The organism is Ruegeria sp. YKSF070, from assembly GCF_059612725.1.
The window spans coordinates 35,443-47,711 of the sequence record NZ_JBXWRD010000036.1 but is presented as its reverse complement, the minus strand read 5'-3'; the positions used below and the strand labels follow the sequence as shown (position 1 = coordinate 47,711).

The window sequence follows — 12,269 nt, the reverse complement described above, 5'->3', positions numbered from 1 at the left end:
CCGAAATACTTGGTGATCGCTGCGGTCAGCGTCGTCTTGCCGTGGTCAACGTGGCCGATCGTGCCAATGTTGACGTGCGGTTTATTACGCTCAAACTTTTCCTTTGCCATTGCAAAGCTCCTTTATTTCACTTGCCGGTACGTGCGGGCACGCACCCTAAGGGTTGACAGGGTGCGTGGTTGCCCACGCACCGCCGATTACGCGTATTTCGCCTGGATCTCGTCCGAGATGTTCTGCGGGACGGGATCGTAGTGGTCGAACAGCATGGTGAACTGGGCACGGCCCGACGACATCGAACGCAGGGTGTTGATGTAGCCGAACATGTTGGCCAGCGGCACGAAAGCGTTGATCGCGATCGCGTTGCCACGGTTTTCCTGTCCCGACACCTGGCCCCGACGCGAGGTCAGGTCACCGATGATGCCACCGGTGTATTCCTCAGGCGTGATCACCTCGACCTTCATGATCGGTTCCAGCAGCTTTGCACCGGCTTTCTTCATGCCTTCGCGCATACCCATACGGGCGGCGATTTCGAAGGCCAGAACGCTGGAGTCAACGTCGTGGAACTTACCGTCGATCAGGGCGACCTTGAAGTCGATCACGGGGAAACCGGCCAGCGGGCCGCTATCCATGACAGACTTGATGCCCTTTTCCACACCCGGGATGTATTCCTTGGGCACGGCACCGCCGACGATCCGGCTTTCGAAGGAGTAGCCTTCGCCCGGCTCGGTCGGGGTGATGACCAGCTTGACCTCGGCGAACTGACCCGAACCACCCGACTGTTTCTTGTGGGTGTAGGTATGCTCGACCTCTTTCGAGATAGTTTCACGATAGGCCACCTGCGGCGCACCGATGTTGGCCTCAACCTTGAACTCGCGCTTGAGACGGTCCACCAGGATGTCCAGGTGAAGTTCGCCCATGCCCTTCATGATGGTCTGACCCGATTCCAGGTCGGTTTCCACGCGGAAGGACGGGTCTTCGGCGGCCAGACGGGCCAGACCCTGGGACATCTTCTCCTGGTCGCCCTTGGTCTTGGGTTCGACCGCGATCTCGATAACCGGATCGGGGAAGGTCATGGTTTCCAGAACCACCGGATCCTTGGAGTCACACAGCGTGTCACCGGTCGTGGTGTCTTTCAGACCCGCCAGCGCGATGATGTCGCCTGCAAAGGCTTCATCGATTTCCTCGCGGTTGTTCGAGTGCATCATCATCATACGACCAACGCGCTCTTTCTTGCCCTTGGTCGAGTTCAGCATGGTGTCGCCCTTTTTCAGGACGCCCGAGTAAACGCGGGTAAAGGTCAGCGAGCCGACAAACGGGTCGTTCATGATTTTGAACGCCAGGCCCGAGAAGGCCATGTTGTCATCGGCGCGGCGCGCGATGTTACGCACTTCTTCCTCGTCACCGGGCTTGAACCCCATGTAGTCAACAACGTCCAGCGGGCTGGGCAGATAGTCGATCACGGCGTTGAGCAGCGGCTGAACACCCTTGTTCTTGAATGCGGAGCCACCCAGAACCGGCACGAAATGCAGCGCCAGAGTGCCCTTGCGCAGCAGTTTGCGCAGGGTCGGCACGTCGGGCTCGTTGCCTTCGAGGTATTCCATCATCGCGTCGTCGTCTTCTTCGACGGCCGCTTCGATCATCTTGCCGCGCCATTCTTCAGCCATGTCCTTCAGGCTGTCGCGAATCGGGGCCTTGACCCAGCTTGCGCCGAGGTCTTCGCCCTGCCACAGCCATTCTTCCATGGTGACCAGGTCAACCAGGCCTTCCAGCTCGTTTTCCGCGCCGATCGGGATACCGACCGGAACCGCGCGGGCGCCGGTGCGGTCTTCGATCATGCGCACGCAGTTGAAGAAGTCGGCGCCGATCTTGTCCATCTTGTTGACGAACACCATGCGCGGCACCTTGTAGCGGTCGGCCTGACGCCACACGGTTTCGGTCTGGGGTTCGACACCGGCGTTGGCGTCGAGCACGCAGACGGCACCGTCGAGCACGGCCAGCGAACGCTCGACTTCGATGGTGAAGTCAACGTGGCCGGGGGTGTCGATGATGTTCAGGCGGTGCTTGGGGGTGTCGGCGGTCTGGCCGTCCTCGGTGCGCTCCCAGAATGTGGTGGTCGCAGCCGAGGTGATGGTGATGCCGCGTTCCTGCTCCTGCTCCATCCAGTCCATGGTGGCGGCGCCGTCATGCACCTCACCAATGTTGTGGGATTTGCCGGTGTAATACAGGATACGTTCCGAGCAGGTCGTTTTGCCTGCGTCGATGTGAGCCATGATACCGAAGTTCCGGTATAGGTTCAGCGGATATTCGCGTGCCATTGGTCTGAGCCTCTAGAATTACCAGCGGTAATGGCTGAAGGCTTTGTTCGCCTCGGCCATCTTGTGGGTGTCTTCGCGCTTCTTCACGGCGGTTCCGCGCGACTGGACAGCGTCCAGCAGCTCGCCGGCGAGGCGTTCTTCCATGGTGTTTTCGTTGCGGTTGCGCGCGGCGGCGATCAGCCAGCGGATGGCCAGCGCTTCGCGGCGCTCGGGGCGCACTTCGACCGGAACCTGATAAGTGGCACCACCCACACGGCGCGAGCGGACCTCGACCGAGGGTTTGATGTTGTCGAGCGCTTCGTGGAACACTTCGACGGGGGCGCGCTTGATCTTGTTCTCAACGCGATCGAAGGCGTTGTAGACGATGCGCTCTGCGACCGACTTCTTGCCGTCGATCATCAGGTTGTTCATGAACTTGGTCAGAACCTTGTCGCCAAATTTGGCGTCGGGCAGGACTTCGCGTTTTTCTGCGGCGTGACGACGGGACATCTCGGCCTCTCCTTCTTATTTGGGACGCTTCGCGCCGTATTTCGAACGACGCTGCTTACGGTCTTTGACGCCCTGGGTATCCAGAACACCGCGCAGGATGTGGTAACGCACGCCGGGAAGGTCTTTTACACGGCCGCCACGGATCAGAACAACCGAGTGTTCTTGCAGGTTGTGGCTTTCACCGGGGATGTAGGAGATCACTTCGTAACCGTTGGTCAGGCGGACCTTGGCAACTTTACGCATTGCCGAGTTCGGTTTCTTCGGAGTGGTGGTATAGACCCGGGTGCAGACGCCGCGTTTCTGCGGGCACTGTTCCAGGTGCTGGGACTTCGAGCGTTTTACTTTCGGCTGCCGCGGCTTGCGGATCAGCTGTTGGATCGTTGGCATTCCGGTCTTTTCCCCGTTTTGCAACACACATGTCATGCACGCGCGCTGCGTGCGGCTTCAGTTTGGCGTACTTGCGATCTATGCAAGCACAAAACCCGCGAGCGTTCCCATTCCGAGGCGAACGTCGCGGTTGGTTATCAGAGGATCGGGACGATAAAGCTGTCCGGACCTTGACCACGTCTATTTGAAATCGGTCGTGGGGCGGCCCACGGTGTCCGAGATAGCGCGCGTAATAGGGGGAGTCGGCCAGAGTGTCAACAGCCCACCCCCGGTTGCCAAGGTCGTGGCAGACTGCCAAACTTGTCCGGCAGTGTCGAGAAGGTTTTGTCTATGGACAGCAGGGACATGCAGGCCATCGGTCTGTGCCGGTTTTCCTATCCCGCGATCGGCGGCTTTCAGGTCGATCATGAGACCACCGAAGAGCGTATCGCCTATCTGTATTCCAACGACCGTCTGGAAGAGCGGTTCCGTCTGTTCGAAACCTCGGCCTTGCCCTGTCTGCGCGAACAGACGGATCAGAATTTTGACCTGATCGTCGTCATCGGCGACAGCCTTCCAAAAGAGCACCGCGACCGGCTGCACGACCTGACGGCGGATGTACCGCAGGTGCGGATCGTGACAGAACCACCCCGCCCCCAGCGCGAGGTGATGAAGGAAATACTGAACAAGGCCCGCAAGGACCCGACCAAACCCTGCCTGCAATTCCGCCATGACGATGATGACGCGATTTCGGTTGATTTCATCGAACGGTTGCGCCGCACCCTGAACGACTGCGGCGGGCTGGTGGCCGGAAACCGCACCGTCGCGGTCGATTTCAACCGGGGATACCTGGCCGAGATTGACGCCCCGGGTATCACCGCCAAAGAAACGGTCCGCGCGCTGTATGTCGCCGCGCTGGGCATGTATGTGAAAGGCGGCTGCAAACTGACGATCATGAACTTTGCCCATGAGAAGATCGGCCGCTTCATGCCGGTGATCAGCATTTCAGACGCGCCAATGTGGGTGCGCAGCCTCAACGACTATAATGACTCGCGTCAGAACAAGAACAAGCCGGTGTCGCTGGAACCGTTGAGCGAAGAGCAGGCAGCCGATTTTGCCGCCCGCTTCGCTATCCGCGAGGATCACGTCAAACGCGTCTTTTCAGGGGGCTGAACATGCAGGTTCTGGGTCTTTGCCGGTTCAGCTATCTTGGCCATGGCGGCTTCAAGGTGATGCACGAAACGCTGGACGAGCGGCGCGCCTATCTCTATGCGCCTACCCGGATGGAGGACCGTTTCCGCCAGTTCGAGGCAATCACCCTGCCCTCGGTCGCGGGACAGACCGACCCGGATTTCGAGTTTCTGGTGGTGATCGGCGAATGCTTTCCCGACAGCTACCGGGCCCGGCTGGAGGCTCTGGTGCGGGATGTGCCCCAGATCCGCATCCGCGCCTATCCACCGCTGCGCCACCGCACCGCGATGGCGCAGGCGCTCGACGATCACCGCCACGACATCGATGCGCCCTGCCTGCAATTCCGGTTGGATGACGATGACGGCATGGCCCGCGATTTCGTCGCCCGCTATCGCGAGGTCGCCGCAGATACCGAAGCGCTCTGGCGCAAACACCCGGCGGTGGCGGTCGATTTCAATACCGGCTACGTGTTTCGCTGTGGCAAACGCGGGATCGAGGTCAGCCCGTTCCAGTTCGCCTACAGCGCCATCGCGCTTGGGGTGATCGTTGCCCCCGGTCATCGTGAGGGCATCATGCATTTCGGTCATCACAAACTATGGACCGTCATGCCGACGATCACGGTCCCCGGCGAGGACATGATGCTGCGCGGCCATAACGAATTTAACGATTCCCGCGCCAAGCCGGGTGCCAAACAGTTCCGCTATCAACCGCTTGATGCGGACGAGGAGGCCTATTTCAAGGCCCGCTTCAATGTCGACAATGCCCGCGTGCGCGAGATCTTCTCAGCCCCGATGCCGTGACGCCCGTTCGCGGAACAGGGTAAAGAGCCCGGTCGCCACCACCAGCGCCACCCCGGTCATGGTCAGCGGATCGGGCCAGTCGCCAAAGACGAGCCATCCCAGAACCAGCGCCCAGATCAGGCTTGAATAGCGAAACGGCGCGACAAAGCCGACCTCACCGATCCGCATCACCATCACGCTGAACAGATAACCGCCCAAAACCAGCAGCGAGGCCGCCAACAGGCCCAGGGAAAGGTCCGTTCTCAAGGGAATCCAATCCACTGTCAGCGACCCTACGAGCCCGAAGCACATCACCGACACGGCCGTGGCCAGCGTGACCGTCAGCGAAGGCACCTGCGACGACATCCGCCGCGTCACCAGGTCACGCGCGGTGACACAGATCACCGCCGCCATCGCATAGATCGCATGAAGCGTGAACCCATCCGGCCCCGGTCGCACGATCAGCAGCATGCCACAAAACCCAAGCCCGATCGCCAGCATCCGCCGCCAACCAACCTGTTCGCCAAAGAACAGGGCCGCCCCGAGTGTCACGGTCAGCGGCAGCATTTGCAGCACCGCCGTCACATTCGCCAGCGGCATGTTCAGAAGCGCGGTGAGAAAGAAGTAGGTGGCGCCGATCTCGGACAGGCAGCGCAATGCCACCAGCATCCTGTCGCGGCGGCCAAACCGCAGGTGGAGCGCCCCCAGATGCCGCGCCATGATATAGATCCAGACCGCCGACAACCCGCTGCGCAGGACCAGGATCTGGAACAGCGGCATCTCTGCGCCAAGCAGTTTCACAACCGTGTCGTTGCAGGTGAATGCCGCCATGCTCGCCATCATCAGAAGCGCGCCGCGCATATTTGGTGACATATCCTGGCCTCGCCAAATGGAATAGGCCGGTACCGGTTTCCGAGGCCGCGCACTGGCTGCGTTTCATTTCTGGCGAGGCCAGAACGAAATGGCAAGTCGCCACATTTCGGGTCCGCGCCTATTCGCGTCGGCGGCGCCACCACAACCAGAGATGCAGTGAGATACCCGCCAGATAGATCAGGATCACCGCCGCCAGCAACGCTCCGGTGCCCCAGGCGGCCAGCACCAACAACAGCAGCGGTGTGCCCAGCGTGTTGCCCAGGTTGCCCATCTGCGCCAGCGCCCCGTTGGCGAGCGCGCGATCCTGGCTCGAGGCATTGAGCGCGGGAATCGCGGCAAAGCTCGCCCCCTGCACCAGCCCCAATGTCGCAAAGAGCAGCACGCACAGAACCGGCGTCGGCACCCCCAGCCAGAAACCCGACAAAACCAGTGCCGACAGGCCAAACCCCGCGATCACCACACCGGTCGCAGGCCAGCGCCGCAAGAGCGGGGTAACCACCAGCAGTGCCACCGCGATACTGGTCAGGGGCATCACGCCCACGATGGTTGCCCGCAGGTCTTCCGGCAACAGCGGTGGCAGGATCGCCACCAGCGAGACGAAGGTCAGCGTATAGAACAGCCAGCCCACAGCCGGCGCAGCAATGCGGGGCGACCCATAGGCCGACAGGTGCCGGGCGAGCAGGTCACGCGGGCGCAAGCTGTTTTCCGCGTCGGTTGCGGTCTCGTCGGCAGGCAGCAGTCTCCAGACCGCAGCCGCCAGCACCGCCATAACCCCCCCGTGGCACAGGAACAGGCCCGCCACCCCATGCGTCTGCGCCCAGGGCAGGCCGATCCAGGCGACCAGCGCAAAGGCGACGCCAAAAAAGGTGCTCCACAAGGTCATGGCAAAGTTGCGCAGCGGCACGGGGGCAATCTGCGCGATCAGGGTGGGTGCGGCCACCACGATGGCCAGATGGGAAAGCCCCTCGATCATGCGGCTGGCCAGCATCAGTGCAAATGCGGGCTGCGTGGCCTGCCACAGCGACATGAGCGCGCCCAGGGCAAGACCCGCCACCAGCAACCGGCGACAGCCATAACGCGCGGTCAGAAGGCCCGCGACCATGCCAAAGAGAATACCAAAGACGCTGATCACCGAGAGCAGCCAACCCTGCCCCGCGCCCGCATCGGGATAGAGTTGCCGGACCAAGTCAAAGGGTACCGCGATCTTGGCAAATTGCCCCGCCGCACCAAGCCCTGCCAGCCAAAGCAGCAGGATCAGGGGCAAGGGGGGCAAGGTCAGTTTCGGGCGCATGATCCCGCGATACCCCGCCAGGGCATCACGCGCCACGAATTAATTATGCGGGCTGTGCGCCTGCGAGCAGAGCCGGACCGGCGTGCCGTCGGAAAGATAGAGCCGCTCCCACAAGAGGCCGCCCTCGACCACGGTCAACGCGTCATAAACCCGGCGGCTGGTATGGAACAGCCGGGGGTTCGGCGTCTGGCTCTCCCACCAGTCCGATCCGTCCAGCGCCGCCTCGGCGGCCTGGATCTCGACCGTGGCATAAGGCCAGAGCGATTGTCCCAGCAGGGCCCGCTGCGATTGCCGCCATTGCCGCGCGCGGGACGGGGAATAGGCCAGACAGACATGATTGGCCTCGTCCACAAGATGCAGGCAGTCCGATGAATGTTCCACCAGTCGACGCAGCACCGCATCGTCGCAGACATCCCGTGTCAACAACTCCAGCGCGCGGCGGCGGGTTGCCCCGTCTGGCAGCTGCGTCCCCGCCTCCCAACGCGAAACGGTGGCTTGGCTGGTATCCAGCGCCTCGGCCAGCGCCGCCTGTTTCATCGACCGCGCCCGCCGCAAACGGCGCAGCCGGGGGCCAAAGCCGGGCAAATCCCGGAGCATGGGTTCGGGCATGTCGCACCTCCTGCTCCGCCCATTCTACGCCTGACCACACAAAGAAAAACCCCCGTGCGCGGCACGGGGGTTCTTCTCGTTCACATGCGATCGGATCAATTGCGGCTTTCCGGCGTGTCGACCAGAGTATCGAGGTCGTCGTCCACGATCTCGGCATCCATGATCGGTGCGGCAAGCGCAGCGGCGGCTTCGGCCTCTTCGCGACGGGCGGCGATCACCACGTTGTCGCGCTGGGTTGCGATATGGCGCATCTGCTGCGTTGCTCCACCGGTACCTGCCGGGATCAGACGACCGACAATCACGTTTTCCTTGAGGCCGACCAGCTTGTCCTTCTTGCCCTGAACCGAGGCTTCGGTCAGCACGCGGGTGGTCTCCTGGAAGGAGGCCGCCGAGATGAAGGAGCGGGTCTGCAACGAGGCCTTGGTGATCCCCAGCAGGATCGGCTCGCCCGAGGCCGGGCGACCGCCGCGGGCGATGGTCTTTTCATTGGCCGCGTCGAATTCCTGCTTGTCGACATGTTCGCCCTTGAGCAGCGTGGTGTCACCCGAGTCCGAGATCTCCCACTTCTGCAGCATCTGACGCACGATGACTTCGATGTGCTTGTCGTTGATCTTCACGCCCTGCAGACGATAGACCTCCTGCACCTCTTTCACCATGTAATTGGCCAGAGCCTCGACGCCCAGGATCGACAGGATGTCGTGCGGGGCCGGGTTGCCGTCCATGATATAGTCACCCTTCTGCACGAAGTCGCCTTCCTGCACCGGGATGTGCTTGCCCTTGGGCACCATGTATTCGACGGGTTCCATGGCCTCGTTCGACGGCTCGATCGAGATACGACGCTTGTTCTTGTAGTCGCGGCCAAAGCGTACATACCCGTCGATCTCGGCGATGATCGCGTGGTCCTTGGGACGACGGGCCTCGAACAGTTCCGCCACACGGGGCAGACCCCCGGTGATGTCCTTGGTCTTGGCGCCTTCGCGCGGGATACGTGCGATGACGTCGCCGGCCTCGATGACCTGGCCATCTTCGATCGACAGAATCGCGTCCACCGACATCGGATAGTGAACCGGGTTGCCCGCGTCGTTGCGGACCGGTTCGCCATCGCTGTCCACCAGGATGATCTCGGGCTTGAGGTCGCTGCCCTTGGGCGCAGCCCGCCAGTCGATCACGATCTTCTGGGTCATGCCGGTGGCCTCGTCGGTCTCGTCGCGGACAGCGATGCCCGAAACAAGGTCGACATATTTGGCGGTACCGGCCTTCTCGGCGATGATCGGCAGGGTGTAGGGATCCCATTCGAACAGCTTGTCGCCACGCTTGATCTGGGCGCCGTCCTTGACGAACAGTTTCGAGCCGTAACCCAGCTTGAAGCTGGCACGTTCCTCGCCCTGCGCGTCCTTGATCAACAGCTTCATGTTGCGGCCCATGACCAGGCTTTCGCCTGCGGCATTGACCAGCAGCTGCGGGTTTTCGAACGCGATGGTGCCGTCCTGGTTCGCTTCCTGGAACGACTGCTGGCCACCCTGGGCCACGCCGCCGATGTGGAAGGTCCGCATGGTCAACTGGGTCCCCGGTTCACCGATCGACTGCGCCGCGATGATGCCCACGGCCTCGCCCTGGTTCACCATGGTGCCGCGCGCCAGGTCACGGCCATAGCACATGGCACAGACGCCTTCCTCGCTTTCGCAAGTCAGCGGCGAGCGGACCCGCGAGGTCTGCACGCCGGCTTCGTGGATGGCATCGGCCATCCGCTCGTCGATCAGCTGACCGGCGGCCACCAGCACTTCTTCGGTGCCCGGACGCAGGATATCGTCGGCGGCGACACGGCCCAGCACGCGCTCGGCCAGCGAGGCCACGACTTCGCCGTCGTTGACCGCCGCTTCGGCGGTCACGCCGCGATCGGTGCCGCAGTCATGCTCGCGCACGATGCAGTCCTGCGCCACGTCCACCAGACGGCGGGTCAGGTAACCCGAGTTCGCCGTTTTAAGAGCGGTGTCCGACAGACCCTTACGGGCGCCGTGGGTCGAGTTGAAGTATTCAAGAACGGTCAGACCTTCCTTGAAGTTCGAGATGATCGGCGTCTCGATGATGTCGCCGTTCGGCTTGGCCATCAGGCCACGCATGCCGCCCAGCTGTTTCATCTGAGTGACCGAGCCCCGCGCACCCGAGTGGGCCATCATGTAGACGGAGTTCGGCTCCATCACGGCACCGTTCTCGTCACGCTTGTCCGCCGAGATGGTGGACATCATCGCTTCGGTGACACGGTCGTTACACTTGGACCAGGCATCGACAACCTTGTTGTACTTTTCGCCCTGGGTGATCAGGCCGTCCATGTACTGCTGTTCGAAATCCTTCACCTGGTCGCGGGTCTCGTCCACGATGCCCCATTTGTCATCGGGGATCACCATGTCGTCCTTGCCGAACGAAATGCCGGCCTTGAACGCCTCACGGAAGCCCATGGTCATGATCTGGTCGCAGAAGATCACCGACTCTTTCTGGCCGCAGTAGCGGTAGACGGTGTCGATCACCTGCTGCACCTCTTTCTTGCGCAACAGACGGTTGACCAGTTCGAACGGGGCTTTGTTGTTCATCGGCAGCAGCGCGCCCAGGCGCACACGACCCGGAGTGGTCTCGAAGCGCTTGAGCACCTCATTGCCCTCGTCGTCGATCTGCGCGATGCGCGCGGTGACCTTGGTGTGCAGATGCACCTCGCCCGCGTCCAGAGCGTGCTGAACCTCGTCGATCGAACCAAAGATCTTGCCTTCGCCGACCATGCCTTCGCGTTCAAGGGTCAGATAGTAGAGACCCAGGATCATGTCCTGCGAGGGAACGATGATCGGTGCGCCGTTGGCGGGCGACAGAACGTTGTTCGTCGACATCATCAGAACGCGCGCTTCAAGCTGAGCCTCAAGGCTCAGCGGGACGTGCACGGCCATCTGGTCACCGTCGAAGTCGGCGTTGAAGGCCGAGCAGACCAGCGGGTGCAGCTGGATCGCCTTGCCTTCGATCAGGATCGGTTCGAACGCCTGGATGCCCAGACGGTGCAGCGTCGGCGCGCGGTTCAGCAGAACCGGGTGCTCGCGGATCACCTCGTCGAGGATATCCCAAACCTCGGGACGCTCTTTTTCGACCAGTTTCTTGGCCTGTTTCACGGTGCTGCTGAGGCCCTTGGCCTCGAGCCGCGAATAGATGAACGGCTTGAACAGTTCCAGCGCCATCTTCTTCGGCAGGCCGCACTGGTGCAGCTTCAGCTCGGGGCCGGTCACGATGACCGAACGGCCCGAGAAGTCGACGCGTTTCCCCAGAAGGTTCTGACGGAAGCGGCCCTGCTTGCCCTTGAGCATGTCCGACAGCGATTTCAGCGGGCGCTTGTTGGCGCCGGTGATCACCCGGCCGCGGCGGCCGTTGTCGAACAGGGCGTCGACCGACTCTTGCAGCATCCGCTTTTCGTTGCGCACGATGATATCGGGCGCGCGCAGCTCGATCAGACGCTTCAGACGGTTGTTCCGGTTGATGACGCGGCGATACAGGTCGTTCAGGTCCGAGGTCGCAAAGCGGCCCCCGTCCAGCGGCACCAGCGGACGCAGTTCCGGCGGGATGACCGGGATCACGGTCAGCACCATCCATTCCGGGCGGTTGCCGGATTCCAGGAAGCTCTCGACGACTTTCAGCCGTTTGATGATCTTCTTGGGCTTCAGCTCACCGGTGGCCTCGGCCAGATCGGCGCGCAGCTGTTCGGCTTCGGCCTCGAGGTCGATCTGGGACAGCATCTCGCGGATTGCCTCGGCGCCGATATTGGCGGTGAAGGCGTCCATGCCATACTGGTCCTGGGCATCCATGAACTCTTCTTCGGTCATCAGCTGACCGTAGGTGAGATCGGTCAGGCCCGGCTCGGTGACCACGTAGTTTTCAAAATAGAGGATGCGTTCCAGATCGCGCAGCGTCATGTCCAGCATCAGGCCGATCCGGCTGGGCAGCGATTTCAGGAACCAGATATGTGCGACGGGCGCGGCCAGTTCGATATGGCCCATACGCTCGCGACGCACCTTCTGCAGCGTCACCTCGACACCGCATTTCTCGCAGACAACGCCGCGATATTTCATGCGCTTGTACTTGCCGCACAGGCATTCGTAATCCTTGATCGGGCCAAAGATACGCGCGCAGAACAGGCCGTCACGCTCGGGCTTGAACGTGCGATAGTTGATGGTCTCGGGCTTCTTGATCTCGCCATAAGACCACGACAGGATCCGCTCGGGCGATGCCAGAGAGACCTTGATCTCGTCAAACACCTTGGGCGGTGTCAGCGGATTGAACGGGTTGTTGGTCAGTTCCTGGTTCATTTGTATACCTCAAATTCGT

Annotated in this window: 10 protein-coding genes; 2 read left to right on the top strand and 8 right to left on the bottom strand. The window is 61.8% G+C overall.

Features of this window, described 5'->3' with window-relative positions; genetic code table 11:
- The 4 genes from AC2FL1_RS16690 to rpsL all read right to left on the bottom strand — a co-directional run.
- Positions 1–110, bottom strand: a 110-nt coding sequence (locus tag AC2FL1_RS16690) for a GTP-binding protein (protein WP_170611170.1), incomplete at its 3' end; no start/stop codon positions are given.
- 87 nt (positions 111–197) lie between these two features.
- Positions 198–2,315, bottom strand: coding sequence for an elongation factor G (gene fusA / locus AC2FL1_RS16685; protein ID WP_496877695.1), 2,118 nt, complete (start codon positions 2,313–2,315; stop codon positions 198–200).
- Positions 2,316–2,333: 18 nt separating this feature from the next.
- A complete protein-coding gene (gene rpsG, locus AC2FL1_RS16680) occupies positions 2,334–2,804 on the bottom strand; it encodes a 30S ribosomal protein S7 (protein WP_011049181.1) in 471 nt (156 codons plus the stop codon).
- 15 nt (positions 2,805–2,819) lie between these two features.
- The gene (rpsL, locus tag AC2FL1_RS16675) at positions 2,820–3,191 is read right to left on the bottom strand and encodes a 30S ribosomal protein S12 (protein WP_005862801.1); all 372 of its coding nucleotides are present in this window, start codon (positions 3,189–3,191) and stop codon (positions 2,820–2,822) included.
- Positions 3,192–3,536: 345 nt separating this feature from the next.
- Here rpsL and AC2FL1_RS16670 point away from each other — a divergent pair, with 345 nt between their 5' ends.
- Together AC2FL1_RS16670 and AC2FL1_RS16665 are read left to right on the top strand one after the other, a co-directional pair.
- Positions 3,537–4,343, top strand: a complete 807-nt coding sequence (locus AC2FL1_RS16670; protein WP_496825266.1) for a putative rhamnosyl transferase — start codon at positions 3,537–3,539, stop codon at positions 4,341–4,343.
- A 2-nt stretch (positions 4,344–4,345) separates the two neighbouring features.
- Positions 4,346–5,161 carry a putative rhamnosyl transferase gene (locus AC2FL1_RS16665; protein WP_496877694.1) on the top strand — a complete coding sequence of 272 codons (816 nt, stop codon included), beginning with the start codon at positions 4,346–4,348 and terminating at the stop codon, positions 5,159–5,161.
- On the opposite strand, the gene AC2FL1_RS16660 is transcribed toward AC2FL1_RS16665, so the two are convergent.
- From AC2FL1_RS16660 to rpoC, 4 genes are all read right to left on the bottom strand, one after another.
- Positions 5,144–6,013 carry a DMT family transporter gene (locus tag AC2FL1_RS16660; protein ID WP_496825048.1) on the bottom strand — a complete coding sequence of 290 codons (870 nt, stop codon included), beginning with the start codon at positions 6,011–6,013 and terminating at the stop codon, positions 5,144–5,146. The two genes, AC2FL1_RS16665 and AC2FL1_RS16660, sit on opposite strands and share 18 nt — an antisense overlap.
- Before the next feature lie 118 nt (positions 6,014–6,131).
- Positions 6,132–7,340, bottom strand: a complete 1,209-nt coding sequence (locus tag AC2FL1_RS16655; protein ID WP_496877693.1) for an MFS transporter — start codon at positions 7,338–7,340, stop codon at positions 6,132–6,134.
- A gap of 3 nt (positions 7,341–7,343) precedes the next feature.
- Positions 7,344–7,913 (bottom strand): helix-turn-helix domain-containing protein, encoded by a 570-nt coding sequence (locus tag AC2FL1_RS16650; protein ID WP_496825050.1) that lies wholly within the window; start codon positions 7,911–7,913, stop codon positions 7,344–7,346.
- A 95-nt stretch (positions 7,914–8,008) separates the two neighbouring features.
- Positions 8,009–12,250, bottom strand: a complete 4,242-nt coding sequence (gene rpoC / locus AC2FL1_RS16645; protein ID WP_496877692.1) for a DNA-directed RNA polymerase subunit beta' — start codon at positions 12,248–12,250, stop codon at positions 8,009–8,011.
- Positions 12,251–12,269 lie beyond the last annotated feature (19 nt).

Coding starts and splice junctions, on each gene's coding strand:
- rpoC (WP_496877692.1), bottom strand. CDS start 12,250: ATGAACCAGGAACTGACCAACAACCCGTTCAATCCGCTGACACCGCCC.
- rpsG (WP_011049181.1), bottom strand. CDS start 2,804: ATGTCCCGTCGTCACGCCGCAGAAAAACGCGAAGTCCTGCCCGACGCC.
- fusA (WP_496877695.1), bottom strand. CDS start 2,315: ATGGCACGCGAATATCCGCTGAACCTATACCGGAACTTCGGTATCATG.
- rpsL (WP_005862801.1), bottom strand. CDS start 3,191: ATGCCAACGATCCAACAGCTGATCCGCAAGCCGCGGCAGCCGAAAGTA.
- AC2FL1_RS16650 (WP_496825050.1), bottom strand. CDS start 7,913: ATGCCCGAACCCATGCTCCGGGATTTGCCCGGCTTTGGCCCCCGGCTG.
- AC2FL1_RS16665 (WP_496877694.1), top strand. CDS start 4,346: ATGCAGGTTCTGGGTCTTTGCCGGTTCAGCTATCTTGGCCATGGCGGC.
- AC2FL1_RS16670 (WP_496825266.1), top strand. CDS start 3,537: ATGCAGGCCATCGGTCTGTGCCGGTTTTCCTATCCCGCGATCGGCGGC.
- AC2FL1_RS16660 (WP_496825048.1), bottom strand. CDS start 6,013: ATGTCACCAAATATGCGCGGCGCGCTTCTGATGATGGCGAGCATGGCG.